The sequence below is a fragment of the Aerococcaceae bacterium DSM 111021 genome, assembly GCA_020112395.1.
Lineage (GTDB): Bacteria > Bacillota > Bacilli > Lactobacillales > Aerococcaceae > Ruoffia.
This window is the reverse complement of sequence record JACCEK010000001.1, coordinates 134,601-161,538: the sequence shown is the minus strand read 5'-3', so window position 1 is coordinate 161,538 and position 26,938 is coordinate 134,601. Positions and strand designations below refer to the sequence as shown.

The window sequence follows — 26,938 nt, the reverse complement described above, 5'->3', positions numbered from 1 at the left end:
GTTACTCACCTTTCAATTTTTCGATTTGGTTTAGAATATAACTCGCGTTATCAAAATCGTGTTTTTCTAAAGCGACATTCAAATCTTTTTTTAATAACGAGAGTTTTGTTTCAAATGAAATTTTATATAAATCATGTTCCAATTGTTTTAAATATTGTAAATTTTCAGGTACATAAGGATTATCCTCGAACACATCAAAACGGTAAAGTTCTTGATAAAGATGTGGTATGTTCACTTCGACGTAAAAATCCAATTTAGAAAATTTATTATTTAAGCGTATATCGTGAAATGCTTGATCGCTCAAAGTATAACTTAGCTGATCTTTATAATAGATAAATGGTAACTGAGTATTGGGTTTAAAAGAAATATAAATTCCCCTTGGAGCATATTTAGCTCCTTCGGAAAAACGAATATTATTCATAAATTCAGCATTCGTTGATAAAAATTGCAATAAATAATTTACAGATGGATTCGAATGCTGATAGTTAGATGTTAACCACTTTAAAAATTGTCGTTTCCTTTCATTTCTTTCCATAATATTACTCCCACTCTTTAAATTCATCTAAATCTGATAAGTCATTTCGTGAACAAATTTCTTTTCTTAATGTCTTTAATTTTGGTATATCATAAAGTGTATTTTGATAACGCGTTGAAATTTCTAAGGCTTTGTCAATTTCATTATTAGATAGATAAAAATTAGCAACACGGAAAGCTAGCTCCTCTTGAGGCAGTATATATTCCAGTGCAGTTAAGTAATCTTCCTCTGCTTTATCAGTTAGACCCAATTCTTCATACACAATTGCAAAGTGATAACTCATATACTCATGATCGATTTGCTGCCCTTCCAAAACTCGGAGTAAATGTAAAGCTTGAGCAGCATCACCTTGTTTTAAATAGTAGTTGACAATAATATCAGTAACTAAATAAAAATCTTCACTATTATCTATTAGATTTGAAAAATCAATTAATTTTTGAATAATTTCATCATTTAAGTGATCCACATCATAAGCAACTTTTGCAATTTTTAAAATAGTTGGATCAAATGGTGGCAGTGTTTTTGCAGACCATGCTAGTTCTTTATAAAGACTCGTTTTTTGCCCCGTTGCCTTGTAAAGTTCTATTAATAGAAGCGAATAATTAATATTATTTGGACTCTTTTGTAATGCTTTTTTAGCATATTCAATCGCTTTTTCAAATTGGTATAATGAAGCAAAAACATTTGCAAACACAAAGAACTCATCTTCAGTTTCAAGAGGTATACGATCATCTTTTTCTAATTGCTGAACGGCTGCCAAGTCTAAAATTTCTTTTAAAGATTCTACTTCTACAAGTTTCAACCGAACATCTCTTATATTTCCATAATCATCTAAGTAATTATAAATAGCTCTATAATAGTTCTCTGCTTGACTCGTATTGTGTTGTTCTAAGTATATATCACCTAGATCTTCGTATGCTTCTGCTAAAGTTGGAAATTGCTTAATCAGCTTACGATACATATCAATTGCTTCAGTGTGACGATTCAATTGCTTCAGTAGCCTTGCTTCTAATAATTTGAGCTCAGGATCATCTTTGTCAGACTTAGCTAAGTCTAACCAATAAAAATAAGCTTTATCGTATTCTTCATATTGATATAATTTTTTTACAATTCGCTTCGCATATTTTTTGTATTGTTTCAATTCATATAATTCAATTAAGACAGTTAACCCTTGGTTAATAGAACCAGTTTTAAATAATACATCTGCCAAGCTTTCTAACGCGGGAATATAACTACTATCCACACTTGCTCGTTCTATATAATCAATAATAACTAAACGTTGCTCCTCAATTGTTTCAACATTTCCTAAGTCTTCTAATATCTCATCTAAGATAGTCATTATTAACCCCTCCTTTACTCATTCTTAGTTATTATACCATCGACATCTATAGTTGCCAAAATTAATATGCAAAACTTGAAGATAATGTTTGATTGGTTAAAAAATGATTATCGTAGTTCGTAATTTGGTAAGAAAGAAGTTTATATCCGCTTTGTGTAAACAAAAAACCTCTAAAGCCTAATGGCTCTAGAGGTAAGATTACTGAATTATTTTACAGCTTCTTTAAGTGCTTTACCAGCTTTGAATCCTGGTACTTTACTTGCTGGAATTTGAATTTCTTCTCCAGTTTGTGGGTTACGACCTTTACGAGCAGCTCTGTCACGAACTTCAAATGTACCGAAACCGATAACTTGAACTTTGTCTCCAGAAGCTAAAGTTTCTTCGATAGTTTCGAATAACGCCTCTACTGCCGCTGTAACATCTTTCTTAGTTAAGTTTGTTTTTTCTGCTACTTTTTCTACTAATTGTGCTTTATTTGCCATTAGTATTCCTCCTTATGTAAATCCTCATAGTTTTGAGATATTTGAAATATACCACATCTCTTTAACGGATATTTCATTACTTAGAATAACACATAAATGCTTATAATACAACGTTTTACACTATTCTTGAGTAAAACTAGACGAATATTTAAGTATTATGAACGCGCTCGCGTAATTATATGTATTGGTGTTCCTTCAAAGAAAAAGCTTTCACGTAGCTGATTCTCTAAAAATCGTTCGTAACTAAAGTGCATTAATTCCACATCATTAACAAAGACTACGAATGTCGGTGGATTCACTGCAACTTGCGTCATGTAGTAAATCTTTAATCGTCTTCCTTTGTCTGTAGGCGTAGGGTTCATAGCTACTGCATCCATCAATACGTTATTTAAGACGGATGATTGAACACGTCTTCCACGATTTTCATGAATCATATTAATTAATTCTGGAAGTTTATTTAATCTTTGACCAGTCATAGCACTAACAAAAAGAATCGGAGCAAAACGTAAATATTGAAACTCCTTACGAATTTCCTTCGTAAATTCATCAAATTTATTATCACTTTTATCAACTGCATCCCATTTATTAACAATAATTATAATACCTTTTCCTGCTTCATATGCATATCCCGCTACTCGTTTATCTTGTTCGATAATACCAGTTTCTGCATCTAAAACCATACAAACAATATCACTTCGTTCAATAGCTGATAAAGCTCGCATTACACTATATTTCTCAGTATTCTCCCAAACTTTACCTTTTTTTCGAATACCTGCAGTATCAATCATCGTATATTCTTTTCCATCTGCAGTTTTGAATTTAGTATCTACAGCTTCACGTGTAGTTCCTTCAATATTGGAAACAATGACACGTTCTTCTTTTAAGATTGAATTCACTAAACTTGATTTACCAACGTTTGGACGCCCAATAAAACTAAATTTAATTGAATCATCATCATCTGTATCACTAGAGTCCTCTGGAAATAATCCAACTATCTCATCTAGTAAATCACCGATACCAGTACCGTGAGAACCAGAAATAGGTATTGGTTCTCCTAATCCAAGTGTGTAGAAATCATATACCATTTGACGTTGTTCTGGATTATCAGCTTTATTGATTGCAAGTACAACTGGTTTGTTGGTACGGTGCAATCTTTGAGCTACTGCTTCGTCTTCGTTAGTAACTCCTTCTCGTACACTAGTTACCATTACTATGACATCAGCCTCATCCATAGCTAAATCGGCTTGGTAACGAACTTGATTCATCAATGGTTCATTGCTCATGTCAATACCACCGGTATCAATCAATCGATATTCTTTACCAATCCACTTACCAGTTGCATATATACGATCACGAGTTACACCAGGGTGATCTTCAACAATTGAAACTCTTTCTCCGATAAGTCGATTGAATATTGTAGATTTTCCAACATTAGGACGACCTACTAAAGCGACTACTGGAACTTTACTCATTCATTTCACCTCCATAAATTAAGAAAAGACTGACTAATTAAAAGTCAGCCTCGTTCTTTCAGTCAAAAAATTATTCCTATTCACCTTTGAATTGGTCTAATTGATCACCTAACATGTCAGCTAAAGTAAATCCTGAATCGCTGTCATCAGATGAGTCTTGGAAGTTATTTCTTTGACGGTTTTGTTTTTTGTTACCTGTATTACGTTTGTTGTTTTCACGACGAGGTTTGTTAGAGTTGCTAGCTGCAGGAGCTGGAGCTTCTTCCATACCTTCTGGTTGCTCTAAAAGAGCTTTAACTGAAAGTGATAAGCGGTTTTGTTCTGGATCTACGCTTAATACTTTAACATCAATTTCTTGACCTTCTTCAAGGCGTTCGTGAGGTGTTGCAATATGTTCGTGAGCGATTTGTGAAATATGCACTAATCCCTCAACTCCTGCGAAGACTTCAACAAAGGCACCAAAGCTAGTTAAGCGTTTAACAGTACCTTTTAATTCTGAACCTTCTGGAGCTTTTTCTTCGATGTTATCCCATGGTCCGTCTAATGTGTCTTTAATTGATAATGACACGCGTCCATCTTCTTCATCTACAGAAAGAACTTTAACATTTACAGTTTCACCTGGTGTTAAATAATCACTTGGTTTATCAACGTGTTCGTGAGCAATACGGCTAATGTGAACTAGTCCGTCAACGCCACCTAAATCGATAAATGCACCGAAGTTTACTAATCGAGCTACTGTACCTTCAACAACTGCACCAACAGCTAAATCAGCTAAACGTTCAGAACGTTTTGCTTCGCTTTCTTTACGTGCAATTTCTTTATGAGATAAGATTAATCGGTTTTCACTTGGTTCAATCTCAACAATAACAAATTTTAAAGTTTGACCAACATATGGTGTGAAGTCTTCTACGAAGTGATCTTCAACCATTGAAGCTGGAACGAATCCACGAACACCAGCATCTACAACTAATCCGCCTTTTACAACGTTTTTAACTGGAGCTTCGATAACTTCTTCGTTTTCAAATTTAACTTGTAATTCTTCCCAAACTTTTTTAGCATCTACACGTTTTTTAGATAATAAAAAGTTTCCATTTTCTTTATCTTTAATTGGTTTTAATACCACTAATTCGATTTCATCACCAATATTAACAACGTCTGTTAAATTTTCAACAGGTGTAGCTGATAATTCATTACGTGGAATAACTCCTTCAAGTCCGCCACTTTCTTGAATAGAAACTCGCACTTGATTGTCATCAAAGGCTAATACATCACCTTGAACAGTATCTCCAACTTTAATCTCTTTAACGCTATCTAAAGCGTCTTCCATAGTCTCCATAGATTCTTCTACCTCAGTAGATTCTGTCTCTTCAACCACTTCTTCGTTCTCATTTAATTCTTGATTTTCTACAAACTCTGACATTTACCCATTTCCTCCTAAGCGTTACCTAAAAAATAGTGGTTCTTCTTAAAATTTAAGAACCGTATATGAATATATCATACCAAAAATTAAGTCATCAGTCTAGTAAAATGACAATTTAATCGCTATTTAGCGCCTCTTATTTATCTAACTGTTCAATTATTATATTTACAACTTGTTGCACAGATAAATTACTAGTTTCTAACTCAATCGCATCATCTGCTTTAACCAAGGGACTATGTTCACGATTTGAATCATAATGATCACGCGCTATGATACTTTTTTCAATTTCTTCAAGAGATTGATTTGACAAACCCTTTTGAATATTCTCTTTGTAACGGCGCATTGCACGTACTTCTGCTGATGCATTCAAGAAGAATTTATATGGTGCATTCGGTAATACTACGGTACCAATATCTCTTCCATCCATGACGACAGAGTGTGTGCTAGCCATATTACGTTGAATTTCCACTAATTCTTCTCGAACAAAAGAATAAGCTGATACCTCTGAAACATTAGCAGTTACTTCGTCTGACCGTATTTCTCGACTAACGTTCTTGTCATTTAAGTACATTTCCTGTGCATCCTCTGCTGATCGGGTAAAATTCAATTCTATTGTCGGCAACAGTTTTTTTATATTTTCAGAATCACTTGGTTCGATATTTGCTTGCAAAGCAGCTAATGTAACAGCTCGGTACATTGCGCCAGTATCTATATATATAATATTTAACTCTTTAGCAATTTCTTGCGCAACTGAACTTTTTCCAGATGATGACGGTCCGTCAATAGCAATTTGATAATTCGACATTTAAAATTCTCCTTTTTAATCAAAATAAATAGAGACCCTCTTACAGATCTCTATTTTTTATATTCATTCATTTGTACTAAGGTAATAAAATAGCTTCTCCTGGGAAGATTGCAGTTTCAGTTGACGCACCATTGGCGTTTAATAAAGCATTCAGATCCACCCCGTTATTTCTAGCAATACCGTACCATGAATCTCCAGCTTGGACAATATACGTTCCACCTGTTGTCGGCGGTGTTTCAATTGGCGTCGCAGGCACTTCTGGAACAGTCGGTGTAGGTGGCGTTTCTGGTACTGTTTCAATCGATTCCTCAGGTTCAATTGGCTCCCTGCTGATTTCAGAACTTGATTCCTCTACACTTTCACTCTCATCAGACGTGGATTCACTTTCATCGGCACTTGATAATTGTGATATCTCTGAATTTCTAGAAATATTAATTTGCTCTGCACTGCGATTTGGTATTTCATCATTACTGCGTTGTGCGTTAACGAAAATAAACAGTAAAAAAGGAGCAATAACTGTAACAACAATTATAAATAATAACACTTTAGAAAGTGTAGTTGCTTCTTTCGCAGGCTGGTTGCGTGCAGTACGTGAATACTGACGGTTTTTTAAATTTTCATCTTCTCCGAATTTACGATTCCAAGGTTTGCTATCTTTTTTTGAAGGCGTCTCTTCGACCGTTTCTTCAACCTCTGATTCGAAAACTTCTTGATCTTTATCTTGTTCTTTAGACATAAGAATCCCTCCTAAATATGCATAGTTAATGATGATTCATCTTTAATACATAGTTAACTTACCCCATTATATTACCATAACTCTATTGATTTTTTGCTAAATAAAAAGAAAACTATTATCAATAACATAATATTGATAAGCAATTGTAAAGCAATGGTAATAGAACAAACAGGTTTGCTTTATCATTCTACATTATACATTATTTATCAGCTTATTCCACCAATATATTAATTATTATTATTTAGCTTTATATTATTCCATATTTCTATGCATGTAATATGTGTAATAAAGAATGATTTTTACAATAACTTAGTATTAAAAATACCTATCAAAAATGGATGTTTAAACTAAAAAGCGGATAAATTCACTTATATCAAAGTGAACTATCCGCTAAATGTTTAATTTAATTTCAATGAGTTATAAGCTGGGTATATTGTATTTCTTTTTATTAATAATTTTGGAACCATTTTTAGAACAAGGATTTGTCCCACACTTAGAAAAATCCCTTTAATCAAGTTAAATGGTGCTACTACTGCTAAAACGTAACCGAAGTAGTCATCAATTGGAAAATTTAAAACTGTTGTATAAATAGGTAGTGCAACAAAATAATTTATTAAAGACATTGAAACAACTAATCCCACAATTAATGTTAGACTCATTAAAACTTCTTTTACACGCCAGTTAACATTTTGTAACGAATTCAAAATGTAATGTGTCGGAACAAACATGACGACTGATGCAGTAAAACTCATAACAGCGCCAATCGGAAATCCTGCTTCCCCACCTTGAAGAATATAGTTAATAAGATCACGTATAAACGCTACAGTAATGATTCCTACTGGTCCATTTACGAGCATCCCCACTAATACAGCCAAATCACTAAAATCAACTTTTAAAAATGGTGCTACTGGTAAAATTGGAAAATCAAAAAACCTCAATATAACTGCCCATGCTCCTAATATAGCCAACAATATCATTGTTCTAACCCGTGTTCTGTTTTGCATTTCTTTCTCCTTCTTCGTCTCAAGACTAAAAAAATACGCCTTCTTACCCCTTTATTCTTCAGGGTAAAAAGACGTACTTTAAAAGAATATACTAAAAAAGCATATATCATTTAATCTTCTTCCATCCAGACTTTACTGTCGGTACTGGAATTACACCAGATCGGCTCGATCTCTCGAGTTCGTGGACTTTACCACCGGTCGGGAATTACACCCTGCCCTGAAGACGTATTTATATTTTATTTAGTTATATAATAGCATATCCACTTGAATATAGCAAGTCTTTGTGAATATATATACAATGATTAAAATTTAACTTATTTAAATTTTTCAAATAAAAAACACTTGTAAACAAGTGTTTAGGGATAATATATTATTCTTCTTCAGCCATTGCTATTTTTTTTAGTTTATCAACTTCAAATGCCGTTAAGTCACGCCACTCACTTGGTTGTAATCCTCCTAAATCTAGAAATGAGAATCGCTCACGTTTAAGACGGTACACTGTATGACCAACAGCTTCAAACATATTTTTTACTTGGTGGTTCCAACCTTCGTGAATTGTAAGTTGAACAACGGAAGTTTTCTTCTCTTTATTGATAGAGATAACTTTAGCTTTCGCTTTAGATGTTTTTCTTCCATCAATTACAATACCTTGTTCTAATTTCTTCAGTGCTTTAGTTTCTATTATCCCATTGACAGTTGCGATATATACTTTATCAATATTGTACCTTGGATGCATTAATAAATTCGCAAAATCCCCATCATTAGTTAATAAGATTAAACCAGTTGTGTCATAATCTAAGCGTCCAATTGGATAAATACGTTCCTGCACGCCATGAATGAAATCAACGACTACTTTACGATCCGTAGGGTCACTCACTGCACTTATAACATTTTTTGGTTTATAAAGCATAATATATTTTGGTTCTTCTTTATAAATCGGCACGCCATCGACTTCAATAATATCACTTTTTGATACTTTCGTACCCAGAGTAGTTATTAATTCTCCGTTTACTTTTACGTGACCTTCAACGATTAGATCCTCACTTTTACGTCGACTTGCGACACCAGCATTCGCCATTACTTTTTGTAATCTTTCCATTTAATTACTCATCCTCATTCTGATTATTTTCTTCGTTATATAATTCTATTGGCCATTCCTTCAAGTCAAACAATTCTTCAGAGGCAAGTTCAGCATTCAATGCAATGGGTTCAATTTCTGGTAAATCATCTAATGATTTTAAACCAAAATAATCCATAAAATAATCGGTTACGCCGTACAATACAGGACGACCGGGCGCTTCTATACGGCCAATTTCCTTTATAAGATCTCGAGAAACTAGTTTTTGTATTAAACTACTCGAAGATACTCCTCTTATTTCATCAATAGCCATTCGCGTGATTGGCTGTCTGTATGCAATAATGGATAGTGTCTCAATCGAAGCTCTTGATAGATTTTGTGAGAATGGTGCCTGTGCATAACTTTCTACATCTTTTGCTAATTCTTTCTTGGTAATTAAACGATACCTTTGATTAAAATTGACAACTTCAAGAGGAGATAACTCATCCATTTGAAAATTCAATTTTAATTGGTCTAAACAATTGTCTATCTTGCTAACGGGCTCTTCTAAACTCTGAGCCAATTCTTGACGACTAACCCCATCGTCACCTGATACAAACAATACACCAAATACTCTTTTTATTAAATCATTCACACGTCATGCTCCTCTAATTTCTTCATTTGAATTGGATCATCTTTACTTTTTTGAAGAAAGATTAGATGTTGCTTTCTAACCAATTCTAACATCGCTAGAAAAGTCGTTATAATTTCATTTCGTGTTCCATATTCGATAAATTGATCAAGCGTTACTGATTCATGATCAGTATCGAAGTTGAAAGCTGCCATTATTTTCTCCATTTGGTCTGAAACAGTCATTGCTTCATGTTGGATTTCCCGTTCAAGTGGCTCACGACTCGCCATTTTTTCAAGTACAACCGACATAGCGTCTGTTAAATCAGCGAGTGAAAGAGCACCTTCATCAAGAGGCACAAATTCTTGGTAAGCTGTTAAATCTGACATCGGACGAGTAAATAGTCGTGACCTCTCGTCTTGTTTAATTTGCAATTGTGTTGCAACAGTTTGAAATTGTTGATATAAAAGCAGTTGTTGTACAAGTATCTCACGAGGGTCGCCTTCTTCATAATCCTCTTCATAATCTGGACTCGGTTCAACCGGTAGTAAGATGTTACTCTTTATTTCTAACAATGTTGCTGCCATTACGAGATATTCGCCTATAATATCGAGTTCTAATTCTTGCATTGCCTCAATATACTTAATGTATTGGCTTGTGATAGCAGTCATGGGGATGTCATTTATATCTACTTCCATCTGTTTAATTAGATGAAGGAGTAAATCGAATGGCCCTTGAAATGACTCTAATTCTATTCTTAACTCTGTATTCTGCAAACTATCTCCCCATTACATTACTAATTATTACATTGATTGATTATATTTTGTACTCCATTTAGCTAATATATCAACAGTATTCATTGCTCCGATGACTGTAGCATTAGGATTTTGTTTACGCAGTAATTCATACATTTTATATCCTACACCTTCATCTCTAAATGAAGGAACTACCGCAATTCGATGTACGATAATTGTAGTTGAAGATGGTATGTTTTCACCTGGTGATTCTAATGTATTATTTTCAATACATATTAATCCGATAAAATTATCACTATCATCACTCTTATATAATAAAATATCAAAATTAGGGTCTTCTCGATAAGACTCCAACAAGTTTGTCATTTCTGCCAAACTAGCTTTCCCTTCGTCATAAGTATAGGAAAGTAATCCTAATATAATTTTTTCATTTTTGGTTTTTGAACTAATTAACATGGAAACCTCCTCGTCCCTTAATCACTTGAGTGATATTACCATGTTATGATAATTATTTCAAGAAATTGAATATTTAAATAATTGTATAAACCTTATCGCCGAAATAATCTTTCGTATTTATTATAAGGTATACAAAATAATTTGGAAAGAATCATAAACAATGAAAAAAGACATTATGAATCTTTTATAATGTTAACGTGTTTACTGTGAGCGATTTATGATGACTTATCTTAGCTCTAGGAAACTCGTTATCTCATTATAAATATTCATCCTGTCTTTCAATACGTTGGTATTCCGATTAAATTCGGCTCATTAATTCTGTAATAAGTAGTTTAAATCTTGGTTTCACTTGCGTAGAAACCTCCACAACTTCTTCATGGTTTAGTTCAGCTTGCATTCCAGCTGCAAGGTTCGTTATACAAGAAATACCAATCACTTCTAAGCCACTATGTTTCGCTACAATTGCTTCGGGAACTGTTGACATTCCAACCGCATCTCCACCTAATGTACGTGTTGCTCTTATCTCAGCAGGCGTTTCATATGTTGGTCCAGTAAACCAAGTGTATACACCTTCTTTGATTGGAAAATCATTTTCTTTCGCAATATCTCGTAAAATTTGTTGTCCACGTAGACTGTAAGTTTCTGTCATATCAACAAATCGTGGTCCGTGCTCTTTAATATTTTGTCCGTTTAGAGGGTTTTCACCAGTTAAATTCAAATGGTCAGTAATAATCATTAAATCTCCAGGGGCAAATGTTTCGTTAACACCACCAGCAGCATTTGTAATAATAACTGACTCTACACCTAATTCTTTAAAGATACGAACTGGAAAAGTTACTTTGGCTAAGTCATATCCTTCATAATAATGGAAACGACCTTTTAATGCGATCACTTTTTTTCCAGCTAATGTTCCGTAAACTAATTTTCCATCGTGACCTTCAACTGTAGACACTGGAAAGTTTGGTATATCATGATAATCAACTTCAATGGCTTCTTCAATCTCATCAGCTAGATCCCCTAAACCTGATCCTAAGAATAAACCTATCGTTGGTTCAGTAATTCCTTGAGCTTTAATATAATCAGTCGCTTCTGTAAACATAATCAATACCCCTTTTTATTTTAATTGGTTTAAAAATGATTTGCCTTCTTCAGTTTGTTTAACTGAGAAGTTATCGGAAATTGTTGCAGCAATATCACTGAAGTATGTTGCGTCTAGCTCTTTAGGTTCATTAATTGCTTTACTATAAACTAAAATCGGAACGTATTCACGTGTATGGTCGGTCCCTGCAAATGTCGGATCATTACCATGGTCAGCAGTAATAATTAATAAGTCATTATCAGCCATGTGTTCAATAATTTCAGGGATACGTGCATCAAATTCTTCTAATGCATCAGCATATCCTTGAGTATTACGACGGTGACCGAATTTGGCATCAAAATCAACTAAGTTAGTAAAGCTTAGCCCTTTAAATTTTTTATCCATAACGTTAATTAACTTATCAACACCGTCCATATTATCTTCAGTACGGTGGCCTTCAGTAATTCCTTGACTATTAAAAATATCTTCAATTTTACCAACCGAAATAACATCATAAGATTCATCTTTTAAATAATCTAATGTTGTATCACCAAAAGGATCAAGAGCATAATCATGTCGATTACTTGTTCTTTCAAAATTCCCTGCTTCACCTAAATATGGACGAGCAATAATTCGTCCAATCATATAAGGATCTTCTAGAGTGATTTCTCTTGCGTACTCACAAATTTTGTATAATTCCTCTAATGGAATTATATCTTCATGAGCTGCAATTTGAAGTACAGAATCAGCTGAGGTATATACTATTAAATCACCCGTCTCAATCTGGTGCTGACCCAGTTCATCCAAAATTTCAGTTCCGGATGCTGGTTTGTTTCCTACAATTTTTCGATTAGAAAAACTTTCAATTTTTTCTATTAAATCTTTTGGAAAACCATCTTCAAACACACGAAACGGTTGATCGATACGAAGTCCCATAATTTCCCAGTGACCAGTCATAGTATCTTTACCTGCAGATACCTCTTCAAGCTTTGTAAAGTAAGCTGATGGTTCATTTACCGAATCAATACCTTCTAATGAAGCAATATTACCTAATCCCATTTTAGTAAGATTTGGTAATTTTAAACCAACTGTTTTTGCTATGTTACCTAAAGTATTTGATCCAATATCCCCAAATTCTTTAGCATCAGCTGCTTCTCCAATACCAACTGAATCCATAACTAATAAATGTATTCTTTCAAATTTCATATCTTTACTCCTTTTAATCAATCGCCCTCGGAAATGAATGACGATATATTTCTTGTAGTCGATGTTTTGAAACATGAGTATAAATTTGCGTTGTTGAAATATCAGAATGTCCAAGGAGTTCTTGAACCATACGTAAATCTGCACCATTCTCTAACAAGTGAGTCGCAAAAGAATGTCGTAAAATATGGGGTGAAACTTCTCTTTCAATGCCCGACAAATTTACATATTTCTTTAGATTTTTCCATATACCTTGGCGAGTAAACTGATTCCCTCGCTGAGTTAAGAACAAAATTGTCGAATTGTTCGATTGTTTTGCATAAATCGGATAAACTTCTTCAAGATATTTTTTTATCCAAAAAATTGCTTCATCACCAACAGGTATAATCCGTTCTTTATCGCCTTTACCAACAGTCTGTATAAAACCCAATTCTAAATGTAATTCATTCATTTTTAAATGAGTTAATTCACTCACTCTTAATCCAGAAGCATACATTATTTCTAATATTGCCCGATCTCGAATCCCATTATTACTATTGGTATCAGGTGCAGCAAGTAAACGATCTATTTCCTTTGAACTTAAAGTTTTAGGTAAATGTTTTCGTTTTTTAGCTCCTTGGATAAGATCCATTGGGTTATGATTCATTTTTTGTTCTCGTATCAAATAATGGAAAAAATTTTTCAATGTCGATATCATTCGATTTGTTGTACTTGCCGCGAATCCCGCTCGATTTAAACTAATTAAGTACAACTGAATCGTATCTTTATTAACATTACTAATTTCGACAACTTCTTGTTCTTCAATAAATTTTGTAAACTTTTTTAAATCTCTAATATAACTTTGTATTGTGTTCTGTGATTTGCCTTGGTCAATCAATAAATAACGTTCGTAATCATCTATTAATTCATCCACTAAATCACTCCTATTTAATCTTTAATAAAAATACCTTTATTTTTTTCTTGCGTTACTCGGCCATTTTTCATTAATCTTCCTACTGCTCGCTTAAATTGCGACTTACTAAGACCTAAATAATCTTTTATATCTTCTGGATCAGATTTATCGTGTAATGGTAAGAATTTATCTGATGTCTTACTTAAAACAGCATAGATCATTTCAGAATCATCATCTAATGCCTCGAAAGAACGGGGTCTTGCAGATCCATTTAAGGTTCCATCTTTATGAGCATGGATAATTCGTAATTGAACTGACTCTCCTACACGTAGACGATGTTCCATTTCACTCTCATGGATAAAAATTTCAAAACCTTCGACTGATAGAGCTTGAACACCTACCCCTTTATCACTAACAACTGTTGCACTCACATCTTGGTTCATCATACGAGCTGGTGCTTTACGTTTTAACTTATCGTAATCTTCTTGTTGAGCAAGAACACCCCAAAAACGATCTTTATTGTCTACTTGGTAAGTTAAGTATAACTTATCGCCATGACGCGGCCATTTATTACTATCTTCAGGTAAATCATCCAATGATACTACAATATCTTTATTTATTAATCCTACATCAACAAAGATACCAAGACTATATATTGACTGTATGACTCTCCCCCATCCAAAATAACCAGGGCGAATATCAGGTAATTCCATTTGTAAGATATTTGTTTCATCTTTATCTTGATAGATTAACCCTTCTACTATCTCTCCAATTTCTAATGTTTCTTCAATGGATTTTTTCGGGATTGTAAAAGTAACTCCATCTTTTTGAGCAAAATAACTTAATTCGTTTTCATCTATTATCTTTGCTTCAATTATTTCTCCAAATTGAATCATTTAATCCCTCCTTTTTTTATTTTGCTATATTGTATACGAATACAATACATACAATTATTTACAATCATTTATTTTCTATATTAACATAAAACGGCTAATTTTCGCTTGTAATCTATTAATTATTATTGATTTATTAAATATTTTTCAAATCACTCATTTTAATTCATAAAAAATGAGCACTATCAAATCAAGAATAATGCAAACAGATTTGATAGTGCTCTTAATTAAAATATTATATTAGATACTTACTGTTGCTCCACGGTAAATGCGTCCACGACGAGCATCTACTGTAACTAATTCATCTGCTTTAATTGAAGATAAAGCTCCTTCAACCGCTACAATTACAGGGATACCACGTTCTAATCCTACAACTGCTGCGTGAGAAGTAATTCCACCTTCTTCAACAATAATTGCTCCTGCTTTATTAATAGCTTCAGAGTAGTCAGCATCAGTATTTTTAGCAACTAAAACTGATCCAACAACTGTTTTAACATTTGCTTCTTCAGCAGAATTTGCAATAACTGCTTTACCGATGTAATTTCCTCGGCCGATTCCTTCACCTTTAGCTAATAAAGTTCCGATTAATTGAATCTTCATTAAGTTAGTTGTACCAGATTCAGTTACTGGAACACCTGCAGTGATGATAATTAAGTCACCTTCACCAGCGTATCCTTTTTCTTGAACAAGTTGTGTTGCTGAGTCTAACATATCATCAGTTGAAACTGGTGCTTCAATCTCATGGGCTTGTACACCCCATGCTAATGTTAATGAGCGACTTACTTCTTCATCAAAAGTTGCTGCAATAATATTTGCTTGAGGACGATATTTTGAAATCATTAAAGCTGTATGTCCAGAGCTTGTAGCTGCAACAATTGTGTTAATTGCTAAGTTACGAGCTGTATGTCCTACTGCTTGTCCGATTGCTTCTGTTAAGTCTCGTTTGTCATACTCTTTAAGTGTAACAGCATCTTGACCAACTAATGCTTCTTCAGTACGTAAAGCAATACTTGCCATTGTTTTAACAGCCTCAACTGGATAGTCACCAGCAGCAGTTTCACCAGAAAGCATTACAGCATCCGTTCCATCAAAGATTGCGTTAGCAACGTCTCCTGCTTCAGCACGAGTTGGACGAGGGTTGCTTTGCATTGAATCTAGCATTTGTGTTGCTGTAATTACAACTTTACCAGCTTCGTTACATTTTCTAATGATATGTTTTTGAACGATTGGCACTTCTTGTGTAGGAATTTCAACTCCTAAGTCACCACGCGCAACCATGATACCATCAGAAACTTCTAAAATTTCATCTAAGTTATCTACACCTTCTTGATTTTCAATCTTAGAAATAATTTTAACATTTGGACGTCCTTCTTCTTCCAACACGTGACGGATTTCCATTACGTCAGCTGCACGACGTACGAAACTTGCTGCAATAAAGTCAGCTCCTTCGCGTACTCCAAAACGAATATCACTTTCATCTTTTGCAGTAATTCCTGGCAAGTTAAGAGATACGTTTGGTACGTTAACACCTTTACGAGATTTAAGAATACCATTATTTTGAATTTCTGTAACAATATCGCCATTTTCATGGTCGATTTCAGTAATTAATAAATCAACTAAACCATCATCTAATAAGATGTGTCCGCCAACTTTAACGTCATTAATTAATTGATCATAAGATACAGAGAATTTCTCTTCAGTACCGGCAACTTCTTCCATAGAGATGCGGACAGTTTTACCTTTTTCTAATGTAACAATGTCTGTTGCCATTAAATGTGTTCTAATTTCTGGTCCTTTAGTATCTAATAAGATACCAACGTTTTGCTTAGTAGCCTCACGTGCGGCTTTTAATGTATTAAAACGTACTAATTGCTCTTCATGGTCACCATGTGAGAAGTTAAAACGAGCAACGTTCATTCCTGATTCAATTAATTGTTCCATTGTTGCTTGAGCGTCACTTGCTGGTCCTAAAGTACATACAATCTTAGTTTTTTTGGTATTCATTTATTATATTTCCCCTTTTATTATAATTTAGTTTAATTAATTTAATATCCACGATCAGTTAAAACTTGGTTTAATTCTAATAAATCTTGTCTTACTTGGTGTTCTGTTTTTTCAAGTGTACCAACAATATCAAATACTGCTAATTGCTCTTCACGAACACCTAGATAGATAGCCTTTTGGCCTTCCATTAATAAATCAACAGACTTTGCTCCCATTAAAGTTGCAAAAACTCTATCACGAGCAGTTGGTGTACCTCCACGTTGAACGTGTGATAATGTCACACCTCGAACACTTTGTTCTGGTGCTAGAACTTGGAATTGTTCTACAAAATTATTGACATCCATCGCACCCTCCGCTAGAACAACTAGTGAATAGTCTTTACCAGCTGATCGTCCTGCTTCTGTTCGACGAACAACATCTTCAATTAAGAACTCTTCTTCAGGTATAATGATTGCATCTGCTCCTGCAGCTACACCAGCCCAAATTGCGATATCTCCTGCATGTCTCCCCATTACTTCTACAACAAAAGTACGGTTATGCGACGATGCTGTATCTGAAATCTTATCAATTGCATCTAAAGCAACACTTACAGCTGAATCAAACCCAATTGTATATTCTGTTCCGGGTATGTCATTATCAATAGTACCTGGAATTCCTACAGCAGGAAAGCCTAATTTCGTTAAACTTAACGCTCCAGCGAAAGATCCATCTCCACCAATTACTACCAAAGCATCAATACCAAATTTTTCTAACTGATTGATTGCTTTCTCTTGTACTTCTTTGTCTCTAAATTCAGGATAACGTGCTGAATATAACATTGTTCCCCCACGTCGAATGTTATGATGCACATCTGAGAGTGTTAACAGTCGAAAATCTCCTTCTACTAAACCACGATAACCGTAGTATACTCCATAAACTTCTAAGCCATGATGGATTCCTTGCTCCACAACAGCACGAACTGCAGCATTCATTCCTGGTGCATCACCACCACTTGTTAAAACAGCAATACGTTTGATTTCCATATTCCACCTCTAATTCAATAATACAGATTGGTAAGAATTTTACCACTGTCGTTATTTTATCATTATTCATATATAAAGTCATATCATTTCATCGGTTATTTTATGAAAGCAACGTTTTCATTTTCATTTTATTGCTTTAATAACAGTAATTCCCTGATTTATTTAAAAACAACTCGTTCATATCCGAATATTTCTTTTAGTTGTTGTTGGACTCTATGACTATAACTAATTGTATAGGGCAAATCTAGTTGAATTGTTTGGCGATTTTTATCGACTAAAATAATTACAGCTGGACCAAAATTGTCCAATGCTAATTGTTTAATCGCTTCAATTTTTAAGACATCTTGGCTAAAATCATCAATTTGAATAAAACAACGACTGATACTATTATTTTTTTTAGTTTGATTTTCATTTACAACATAATCATTCACTGGATATAACAAATCAACAATAATTTGTTGGTTATTCCTTCGATCTACACCTGCAGTTCCTTCTATAATTAATATATTATTCTCCGTCAATAAGTGCTGATATTTTTTGTACACAGCTGGAAAAATAACTACATCTATAGAATAAAATTCATCACCGATAGTAGTAAAAGCCATTAAATCATTATTTTTAGTCCGTATTTCTTTTACGTTCTGAACAACCCCAATGAGTTTTACTTTTTTCTTTGCGGGTGCAATTAACGCTTGCGATATACTTATAAATCCACCATCATTTTTAATAATTTCTTTATAAGCATCTAATGGATGACCTGATATAGTATAACCAAGAGCCTCTTTTTCTTGGTTTAAACGTTCCATTAAGGTAAAGTCTTGAATCCAATCAATTTTCGGTTCCATTTCTTGAAACAAATTCATATTTTGTCCACTAAACTCTACTGATTGAATCATTGCAGGTAGATTGTGTATCAGCGTTGCTCGATTATATCCAAAATTGTCAAATGCTCCTGAATATATTAAAGGAGAAATCATATCCATTTTTAAAAATTTAAGTGGTAAACGTTGTAAAAAGTCTAGCAGACTTTTATAAGACCCAATTTGACTTCTATCTTCAGTAATATGTCTAATGAGTTCTCCTCTAATTCCGGTCACTGAATTAAATCCAATTCTTAACCCTTCATCTACTTTGAAACCAGCTTTACTTTTATTGATATCTAGAGGTAGTAATTTATTTAGTTTATTTTTTGCTTCTTGTATATAGAGATTAAACGAAGTTGATTGAGAACGGCCATTATTCAATATAGCTTGATAAAATTCTTCAGTATAATTAGCTTTTAAATAAGCTAATTGATAGGCTAACGTAGAATAAACAACAGCATGGGCCCGATTAAATCCATAATTACTAAATTCATAGATATAATTGTATACTTCCTTTGCTGCTTGTTGAGTATATCCTTTTTCCATTGCCCCACTAACAAAATGTTCTCGTTCCTTTTCCATAACTTCTACTTGTTTTTTCCCCATTGCACGGCGCAATATATCAGCCTCACCAAGGCTAAATCCAGCCATATCAACTACAGTTCTCATGACTTGTTCTTGATACACTATAATTCCATAAGTTGTATTCAATATCGGTTCTAGTACTTCATGTACATACTCAATTTTTTCTTTGCCATGCTTCCGTCGAATAAACGTATCAATTTGTTTCATTGGACCAGGGCGATATAATGCGTTAACTGCTACAATGTCTTCAAAGTTTTCAGGTTTTAAACGCTTCAAGACATCTTTGATTCCCTCCGATTCAAATTGAAACACGCCATTAGTATCTGCTTGTTGGAATAGTTTTATTGTTTCAACATCATTCATGGGTATTTCACTCGGTTGTATTACGATTTTTTTATTGTTTTTTATGTTTCGAATGATGTTATCTAGAATAGTTAAATTTCTTAACCCTAAAAAATCCATTTTTAATAGACCCATCTGTTCTACATCATTCATTGTAAATTGAGTAATCAACAAGTCATTCTCTCGATCTTTTACAGGGATAATTGAATCGAGTGGAAAGTCATTAATTACTACAGCTGCAGCATGAGTTGAATTATGTCTAGGTAACCCTTCTATTGTTTTCGCTGCTTTGAATATAACTTTATTGAAATCACTTTCAGAAACGATTGATTGTAGTAAATTAGATTGATTTATAGCTCGATCCAATGTCATTAACTGGTTTTGGTCTGAAGGAATAGCTTGTGACCATTTTTTTAATGTTTCACTATCTGCTCCTATAACTCTTAACGTGTCACGGATTGATGCTTTTGCACCGAACGTTCCCATTGTCACAATTTGAGCTACTTGTTCATGTCCATATCGTTTTTGGATGTATTTCAAAACTACCTCACGTTTATTATCCGGTATATCTATATCAATATCCGGCATATTATATCGCTCTGGATTTAGAAATCGCTCAAAAAGCAGTCCATATTCAAGTGGATCAACTAGTGTGATTTGTAACAAGTAACTTACTAATGAACCGGCAGCCGATCCTCTACCTGGTCCAATTCGGATATTTTTTTCATGACAAAACTTAATAATATCCCAAACGATTAAGAAATAATCGCTAAATCCCATATTATCGATAACCTTTAACTCATGGTTCAGTTGATTAATATATATTTGTTCAGTATCTTTACCAATTATTTTGAGCCGTTCCAACGTTAAATTTTTTAAATAATCACCAGAAGTTGAATTTGTTGGCACTTGATATTTGGGTAAATACGACTTCGATGAATCAATAGTTGTATTTAATTTACTTATTAATTTTTCAGAGTTTTCCCAAACATCACTTAGTCCTGCTTCAATATATAAAGTTCGAAGAGAATCTTTTGAAAACAAATAATTTGTTCCCTTTGAATAGCGAAGAGAGCTATCTATTGTCTCGTTTTCTTTTATTGCATTAAGTATTTGTAAACTAAACGCTTCATCTTCACTTAATGAATTTACTAACTGAGCAGCAACTTGTTGGATTTTATTTTTTTTAGCAAACTGATTTAACATGTCGACTTCAGATCTATTATAAGGATAAATAGTCATTCCCATGTATACACTATGCTGCCCAAACACTCTAAAATAGTGCTCCAATAACCTGTTAGCATGCTGATGATCTTCATGAATAGCCGCTTGTTCCATCTCGCTTAATCTACCCGTTGATATGTATACAAGGTCAGTAGCTTGATGTTCAATATAAGACCAAACTTCTAAATCATCTATATGATTATTTTTAATCATTCTTGATATTTTAATTAGATGCTGATATCCCGCTTCACTCATTGAATAAAGCATAAAAGGAAAATTTTTATCTTGTCTTATTGCTCCTTTAAGTGTCAGATTTAATCCTATAAGTGGTTTTAGCCCATTTCTTTTGGCAATTGTATAAAATTGTAAGGCACCATGCAGAACACGATTATCCGCTAAGCCGATCGCATCATAACCTAATCGTTTAGCTTCATTGACATAGTCCCTTATTCTTAAAGTGCTACTCAGTAGTGAATACTCACTTTGAACATTAAACAACATTGGCACACCTCCTTATCATTCACTTAATTATCATACCATATAGCTACAATTCCCACTATAAACAAATAACTAGATTGAAAAAAACGCTTTGTTGGCAATAACCAACAAAGCGTTTTTTTTCACATTTAAAGTATCAACATAGCATCTCCAAAACTAAAGAATCTATATTCATTTTCTACAGCATGTCTGTATGCTTGCAGCGTCTTTTCACGATTATAGAAAGCACTCACTAACATCACTAAAGTAGATTGTGGTAAATGAAAGTTAGTAATTAAATGGTCAACTGCTTGATATTCATAACCAGGAGTAATAAATATCGAGGTCCAACCCGAACCTTCTTTAATCTCTCCATTGTTATCATGTGCAATTGTTTCTAATGTTCGAACAGACGTCGTTCCAACAGCAACAACCTTTCCACCACTTTCTTTCACTTTATTTATACGACTTGCACTTTCTGCACTTAGATTATAAAATTCCGCATGCATTTCATGTTCTTCCAAGCGTTCTACAGATACTGGTCTAAATGTACCCAACCCAACATGTAATGTTAATGGAATTATTTCTATTCCTTTTTCTTTCGCTTCTTCAAAAAGTTCATTAGTAAAATGCAGACCTGCTGTTGGAGCAGCTGCAGACCCATTTTCTTTCGCATAGATTGTTTGATATCGATCGGGGTCTTCTAACCTTTCTTTGATGTAAGGCGGAAGTGGCATTTGACCTAGTGTTTCGAGAATCTCTAGAAAGACACCTTCATATTCAAATTCAATAATTCGCCCACCATGGTCTAACTCCTTTTTAACAACTGCTCGAAGTTTCCCCTCATCTCCAAACTCAATCACAGTACCAACTTTAGCTCGGCGAGCGTGTTTAACTAACACTTCCCATTCGTTTCCTTGTGTGTTATTCAAGAGTAATACTTCAAGATGTCCTCCAGTATCAGGCTTAACTCCGAAGATACGAGCTGGGATAACTCTTGTTTCATTGACTACTAGTGCATCCCCAGGATTTAAATAATCTAAGACGTGTTTAAAATTTGTATCTTCAAGAATATCATTTTCTCTATTTAATACTAATAGACGTGAAGCACTTCTATCTTCTAATGGTGTTTGAGCAATTAAATGCTCTGGTAATTCATAATCAAAATCTTTTGTAGTTAACATACTATTCCTCTTTCGTTTCCAACCACGAATATCCTAAATGCTCATAGGCTTTTTTTGTTGCTACTCGACCTCTAGGTGTACGTTGGATAAATCCATTTTGTAATAAGTAAGGTTCATACATATCAATGACAGTTTCAATATCCTCACTAATATTTACTGCAATCGTACTTAGCCCTACCGGTCCTCCATTATACATTTCTATCATCGTTGTTAATAGTTTACGATCCACCACATCAAGTCCGAACTCATCTATATCGAGTATATTTAACGATTCATCTGTTAGTGATTTTGATATCTTACCATTACTTTTGACTTGTGCAAAGTCTCTGACACGTCTAAGTAATCGGTTCGCTATTCTAGGTGTGCCGCGACTTCTTAATGCGATTTCATGTGCACCATGATTATCAATCTCAATCTGGAACACATCGGCAGTACGATTTACAATCGCTTTTAAATCATTTGCATTATAATACTCCAAGTGTGAAATAATCCCAAATCGATCTCTTAAAGGTTGCGAAAGCATTCCTGCTCTCGTTGTTGCTCCTATAAGTGTGAATGGTGGAAGTTCAAAATGAATAGGTTGGCTTGTAGAGCCTTGTCCAATAATAATATCAACAAAAAAATCTTCCATCGCAGAATATAATACTTCTTCAATAACACGGGGCAAACGATGAATCTCATCAATAAACAGGACATCTCCAGGATTCAGTTCGTTAAGAATCGCAAGTAAATCCCCTGGTCTTTCAATAGCAGGACCGCTTGTGGTTTGAATACCGACTTCTAATTCATTTGCGATTATCATGGCTAATGTTGTTTTACCTAGTCCAGGAGGACCATAGATTAAACAATGGTCTAAAGCTTCTTCACGCATTTTAGCAGCCTGTAAGTAGACCGTTAATTCCGCTTTTAATTTATCTTGTCCTATATAATCTTTAAGTAATTTGGGCCGAAGAAGTAACTGTTCTTGTAATTCTTCAGCGCCATCTATGGTTTCATTCGATAATATACGGTCTTCAGCACTCATTCTACGCCCTCCTTTTTAATTTTTGATCAATAATTTGAAGGCAAAACTTAATCCTTCTTGAGTAGATGTAAATTGTTCATCAGTAATTAATTTTTCTACTCGTTTTATTTCACGTTGAGAGTATCCAAGTCCTTCTAGTGCTTCCATCACTTCAGCATTAATTCCATTTGAAGCATTTGTACTTATTGTCGATCCGGTGTTGATTAACTCTGAAGCAAAGTCTAATTTGCCTTTTAAGTCCAGAATCATTTGTTGAGCTGTCTTTTTCCCCACTCCTGGGAATTTAGTCAAATACTGACTATCTCCTGATTCAATCGCTTGGACTAAACCTTCATGATCATTTAAAGCTAGGATGGACAGAGCACTTTTCGGCCCTATGCCAGAAACTTTATTTAATTTATGAAATAGTTCTTTTTCATTTAAATCAAAAAAGCCATATAAAGTCATCGAGTCTTCTCGAACAACTAATTCAACTTGACAGTTAACAGTTTGACCAATAAAATCTTGCCAACGAAAAGGATTGGCTGTAATTAATTTATAGCCAACCCCATTTACGTTTATTACTATATATTGTGGTGTAACAGACTTCAAAATTCCTTCAAAAAATTCATACATAATCTATTTACTCCACATATCTTTTATAATCAGTATAACCTTCATTATCCATTTCATCATATGGAATGAATTTTAAGGATGCTGAATTAATACAGAATCGTAGTCCACCTTCATCTTGTGGTCCGTCGTTAAATACGTGACCTAAGTGTGAGTCTGCATCTTTACTTCTCACTTCAGTTCTAACCATCCCATAGCTCCGATCTGTATTCTCAACGATACCTGCTTTAGATATCGGTTGTGAGAATGATGGCCATCCGCAGCCAGCATCATATTTAGTTGCACTTGAAAATAGTGGCTCACCACTGACAATATCTACATATATTCCTTTTTCATAGAAATCATCATATTCTCCTGTATATGCTTGTTCTGTTCCTTCATTTTGAGTCACTTGAAATTGTACATCATTCAAGTTTTGAATTTGTTTTTGATAGTCTTTTTTAACCATTATCTTCACTCCTATTTTACGTACTTAAGGTATTCTCCATATCCTTTTTCTTCCATTTTTTCTTCTGGAATAAATGTTAATGCTGCTGAGTTAATGCAATAACGCATACCGCCTAACTCTTCTAACCCATCTGGGAATACATGTCCCAAGTGTGAATCAGCATCTGAACTACGAATTTCAGTTCGTTTACGGTTCAAACTATGATCATCATGTTCAGAAACGAATGATTCTTCAATGGGTTGAGAAAATGATGGCCACCCACACCCCGCATCATATTTATCTGAACTAGAAAATAATGGTTTACCACTTACGACGTCAACATAAATTCCTTTTTCATAGAAATCATCATATTCGCCCGTAAATGGACGTTCAGTCGCACTTTCTTGCGTTACTTTAAATTGTAATTCGTCTAATTGTTTAATTTTGTCATTATATTGCTCTTGTTTACTCATCGAAAAACTCCTCTTTCATGTGTGTCTTGGATACGTTTGAATAATTTTTCCAATGTGTTTTGATTAAACTCTACAAACACTGGACGTCCGTGTGGACAGTGATAAGGATCTTTTAATCCATCCAATCCATGAATTAAAGCGATTGCTTGTTTATCATCTAAATAGTGATTCGCTTTAATTGCTCCACGACAACTCTGCATTATTATCGAGCGTTCTTTTAATTCTGGAATAGTTAAATTTGGTTGTTTGTTCAACAATTCAATCAAATCTGTTACTAGTCCCTCGACTTCTTCATAATACAACCAATCAGGATAACTTTCCAACTTATAGCTTGTAGGCCCCATTAATTCTAAGTAAAGTCCTAGATTCTCGAATTGTTCCTCTAATTCACTAATCAGTTCCATCTCTATTGTTGTGAAATTCATTATTATTGGCATCAATAACTGTTGTTGTATTGTTACATCAACCTCTTCATTCATCAAGTCCTCATAACGAATACGCTCCTGAGCCGCATGTTGATCAATTAAGTAAAAGCCAGATTCACTCTCAGCTATTAAATAAGTTCCATGGATTTGACCAACATAACGCAAACTATGGAAGTCTAAAGAATAGTTTGTCTTTTTTTCATCAACTTCAGGTTCAGATGCCAATGGTTTAAAATCCACTGGTTCATTTTGGGATACTTTTGCCTCACTTCTATGATAATTAACATTCGGTGATTCTGAAATTGATGAAACTCGAGATGTCCTGTTATTATTTAATGCGTGTTTCAATTGATCTTTATAATCCGATGGCTTCTCAGCTATATTTCGCTCACTATCTTTGACTTCACTCTGATTAGTTCGATGAGCCTGATGCGTGAAGTTAAAATGAACAGGTTCATAGACATTATCATCGCCTCTTAACTTAGTTAAATCACTTTCCTCTAATGACGGTATCGGATTTACTTCGTTTAACGTTTTAAGGACAGCTTGAGTAACTAACTCGCTTAATTCATCTTCTTTACTTAATCGAACTGTTTGTTTGGTTGGATGAACGTTCACGTCGACAAGTCTTGGATCCAGTTGAATATTGATTATTGCTATCGGATAGCGTCCTATCATTAACTGTCTTCCATACGCTTTAATTAATACTTCATCTAACATGTAACTTTTAACTGATCTTCCATTAATAATCCAATGTATGTATTGTTTACTTGTTCTAGTAAGAGTAGGTTTGGATATAAAGCCGTTAATTGAAAAATCATCCGATTCATTTTGAATTGCTATTAAATCCCTAGCTAGAGATGGTTGATATACACTCGCAATGACCTGTTGAAGATTATTGTTTCCATGACTAGCAAAAATTTCTTGATCATTATGAGTTAATCTAAAACGAACATCTGGATACGCTAATGCAATATTTTGGATGAATTTTAGAGTATGGCTTAATTCTGTTTTGATTGTTTTTAAATGTTTAAGTCTGGCCGGAGTATTGTAAAATAAACTGTTAACTTCAATAGTCGTTCCGTTTCTTGCTTGAGTAAGACCCTCTGCAATTACTTTTGATCCTTCTATCTCAATAAAATGCCCACTGATATCTTCCTCAGTCTTTGATTCAATACGTACTTTACTTACAGAACCAATACTTGCTAACGCTTCTCCCCGAAAGCCTAGAGAATGGATATTGAATAAGTCAGTCGTCTCATAAATTTTACTTGTTGCATGCGCCATAAAGGCCATTGGTAAATCTTCAGCTAAAATACCTTTCCCATCATCAGTCACTTTTATTTGTTGGATGCCTGCTTCTACTAATTCGACAAGAATTTGTTTACTTTCTGCATCTATGGCATTTTCAACGAGTTCTTTAACTACCGATGCAGGGCGCTCAACAACTTCACCCGCTGCAATTTGATTGGCTAAAAAGTCTGGCATTTGTCTTATAATTCCCACAGTTACACCTCC

General features: G+C 34.1%; 25 protein-coding genes and 1 riboswitch. All 25 genes read right to left on the bottom strand.

What is annotated here, in order from left to right; translation table 11 throughout:
• Nucleotide 1: 1 nt before the first annotated feature.
• Nucleotides 2-535, bottom strand: coding sequence for a YpiB family protein (locus HYQ40_00805; protein MBZ6526295.1), 534 nt, complete (start codon nucleotides 533-535; stop codon nucleotides 2-4).
• Nucleotides 536-539: 4 nt separating this feature from the next.
• Entirely contained in the window at nucleotides 540-1,874 is a 1,335-nt protein-coding gene (locus HYQ40_00800; GenBank protein MBZ6526294.1) for a tetratricopeptide repeat protein, read from the bottom strand.
• 206 nt (nucleotides 1,875-2,080) lie between these two features.
• The gene (locus HYQ40_00795) at nucleotides 2,081-2,356 is read right to left on the bottom strand and encodes an HU family DNA-binding protein (protein MBZ6526293.1); all 276 of its coding nucleotides are present in this window, start codon (nucleotides 2,354-2,356) and stop codon (nucleotides 2,081-2,083) included.
• 155 nt (nucleotides 2,357-2,511) lie between these two features.
• Nucleotides 2,512-3,828 (bottom strand): ribosome biogenesis GTPase Der, encoded by a 1,317-nt coding sequence (gene der / locus HYQ40_00790; GenBank protein ID MBZ6526292.1) that lies wholly within the window; start codon nucleotides 3,826-3,828, stop codon nucleotides 2,512-2,514.
• 76 nt (nucleotides 3,829-3,904) lie between these two features.
• The gene (gene rpsA, locus HYQ40_00785; GenBank protein ID MBZ6526291.1) at nucleotides 3,905-5,248 is read right to left on the bottom strand and encodes a 30S ribosomal protein S1; all 1,344 of its coding nucleotides are present in this window, start codon (nucleotides 5,246-5,248) and stop codon (nucleotides 3,905-3,907) included.
• 136 nt (nucleotides 5,249-5,384) lie between these two features.
• The gene (locus HYQ40_00780; GenBank protein MBZ6526290.1) at nucleotides 5,385-6,053 is read right to left on the bottom strand and encodes a (d)CMP kinase; all 669 of its coding nucleotides are present in this window, start codon (nucleotides 6,051-6,053) and stop codon (nucleotides 5,385-5,387) included.
• 76 nt (nucleotides 6,054-6,129) lie between these two features.
• Complete coding sequence (locus HYQ40_00775) at nucleotides 6,130-6,789, bottom strand: LysM peptidoglycan-binding domain-containing protein (GenBank protein ID MBZ6526289.1); 660 nt, start codon at nucleotides 6,787-6,789, stop codon at nucleotides 6,130-6,132.
• Between the two features lie 398 nt (nucleotides 6,790-7,187).
• A complete protein-coding gene (locus HYQ40_00770) occupies nucleotides 7,188-7,793 on the bottom strand; it encodes an ECF transporter S component (GenBank protein MBZ6526288.1) in 606 nt (201 codons plus the stop codon).
• Between the two features lie 109 nt (nucleotides 7,794-7,902).
• Nucleotides 7,903-8,022: riboswitch (FMN riboswitch) on the bottom strand.
• A 141-nt stretch (nucleotides 8,023-8,163) separates the two neighbouring features.
• Nucleotides 8,164-8,892 (bottom strand): rRNA pseudouridine synthase, encoded by a 729-nt coding sequence (locus tag HYQ40_00765; GenBank protein MBZ6526287.1) that lies wholly within the window; start codon nucleotides 8,890-8,892, stop codon nucleotides 8,164-8,166.
• A gap of 4 nt (nucleotides 8,893-8,896) precedes the next feature.
• Entirely contained in the window at nucleotides 8,897-9,505 is a 609-nt protein-coding gene (scpB, locus tag HYQ40_00760; GenBank protein MBZ6526286.1) for an SMC-Scp complex subunit ScpB, read from the bottom strand.
• Entirely contained in the window at nucleotides 9,502-10,179 is a 678-nt protein-coding gene (locus HYQ40_00755; GenBank protein MBZ6526285.1) for a segregation/condensation protein A, read from the bottom strand. Before HYQ40_00755 ends, scpB begins: the two co-directional genes overlap by 4 nt.
• A gap of 105 nt (nucleotides 10,180-10,284) precedes the next feature.
• Nucleotides 10,285-10,692: a hypothetical protein gene (locus tag HYQ40_00750; protein ID MBZ6526284.1), complete on the bottom strand. Its 408-nt coding sequence runs from the start codon at nucleotides 10,690-10,692 to the stop codon at nucleotides 10,285-10,287.
• A gap of 298 nt (nucleotides 10,693-10,990) precedes the next feature.
• Nucleotides 10,991-11,791 carry a purine-nucleoside phosphorylase gene (locus tag HYQ40_00745; protein ID MBZ6526283.1) on the bottom strand — a complete coding sequence of 267 codons (801 nt, stop codon included), beginning with the start codon at nucleotides 11,789-11,791 and terminating at the stop codon, nucleotides 10,991-10,993.
• 15 nt (nucleotides 11,792-11,806) lie between these two features.
• Nucleotides 11,807-12,976: a phosphopentomutase gene (deoB, locus tag HYQ40_00740; GenBank protein ID MBZ6526282.1), complete on the bottom strand. Its 1,170-nt coding sequence runs from the start codon at nucleotides 12,974-12,976 to the stop codon at nucleotides 11,807-11,809.
• 13 nt (nucleotides 12,977-12,989) lie between these two features.
• Nucleotides 12,990-13,886 carry a site-specific tyrosine recombinase XerD gene (xerD, locus tag HYQ40_00735; protein ID MBZ6526281.1) on the bottom strand — a complete coding sequence of 299 codons (897 nt, stop codon included), beginning with the start codon at nucleotides 13,884-13,886 and terminating at the stop codon, nucleotides 12,990-12,992.
• 14 nt (nucleotides 13,887-13,900) lie between these two features.
• Nucleotides 13,901-14,761 (bottom strand): hypothetical protein, encoded by an 861-nt coding sequence (locus HYQ40_00730; protein MBZ6526280.1) that lies wholly within the window; start codon nucleotides 14,759-14,761, stop codon nucleotides 13,901-13,903.
• A gap of 237 nt (nucleotides 14,762-14,998) precedes the next feature.
• A complete protein-coding gene (gene pyk / locus HYQ40_00725) occupies nucleotides 14,999-16,762 on the bottom strand; it encodes a pyruvate kinase (GenBank protein MBZ6526279.1) in 1,764 nt (587 codons plus the stop codon).
• 41 nt (nucleotides 16,763-16,803) lie between these two features.
• Entirely contained in the window at nucleotides 16,804-17,784 is a 981-nt protein-coding gene (pfkA, locus tag HYQ40_00720; GenBank protein MBZ6526278.1) for a 6-phosphofructokinase, read from the bottom strand.
• A gap of 158 nt (nucleotides 17,785-17,942) precedes the next feature.
• Nucleotides 17,943-21,299: a DNA polymerase III subunit alpha gene (locus HYQ40_00715; protein MBZ6526277.1), complete on the bottom strand. Its 3,357-nt coding sequence runs from the start codon at nucleotides 21,297-21,299 to the stop codon at nucleotides 17,943-17,945.
• A 125-nt stretch (nucleotides 21,300-21,424) separates the two neighbouring features.
• Nucleotides 21,425-22,459, bottom strand: coding sequence for a tRNA preQ1(34) S-adenosylmethionine ribosyltransferase-isomerase QueA (gene queA, locus HYQ40_00710; GenBank protein ID MBZ6526276.1), 1,035 nt, complete (start codon nucleotides 22,457-22,459; stop codon nucleotides 21,425-21,427).
• Between the two features lies 1 nt (nucleotide 22,460).
• Nucleotides 22,461-23,483, bottom strand: a complete 1,023-nt coding sequence (gene ruvB / locus HYQ40_00705; protein ID MBZ6526275.1) for a Holliday junction branch migration DNA helicase RuvB — start codon at nucleotides 23,481-23,483, stop codon at nucleotides 22,461-22,463.
• 15 nt (nucleotides 23,484-23,498) lie between these two features.
• Nucleotides 23,499-24,098 (bottom strand): Holliday junction branch migration protein RuvA, encoded by a 600-nt coding sequence (gene ruvA / locus HYQ40_00700; protein MBZ6526274.1) that lies wholly within the window; start codon nucleotides 24,096-24,098, stop codon nucleotides 23,499-23,501.
• Nucleotides 24,099-24,105: 7 nt separating this feature from the next.
• Nucleotides 24,106-24,543, bottom strand: coding sequence for a peptide-methionine (R)-S-oxide reductase MsrB (gene msrB, locus HYQ40_00695; GenBank protein MBZ6526273.1), 438 nt, complete (start codon nucleotides 24,541-24,543; stop codon nucleotides 24,106-24,108).
• Nucleotides 24,544-24,554: 11 nt separating this feature from the next.
• On the bottom strand, nucleotides 24,555-24,995 hold the full coding sequence (gene msrB / locus HYQ40_00690) for a peptide-methionine (R)-S-oxide reductase MsrB (GenBank protein ID MBZ6526272.1): 441 nt from the start codon (nucleotides 24,993-24,995) through the stop codon (nucleotides 24,555-24,557).
• A complete protein-coding gene (mutL, locus tag HYQ40_00685; GenBank protein ID MBZ6526271.1) occupies nucleotides 24,992-26,926 on the bottom strand; it encodes a DNA mismatch repair endonuclease MutL in 1,935 nt (644 codons plus the stop codon). Before mutL ends, msrB (HYQ40_00690) begins: the two co-directional genes overlap by 4 nt.
• Nucleotides 26,927-26,938 lie beyond the last annotated feature (12 nt).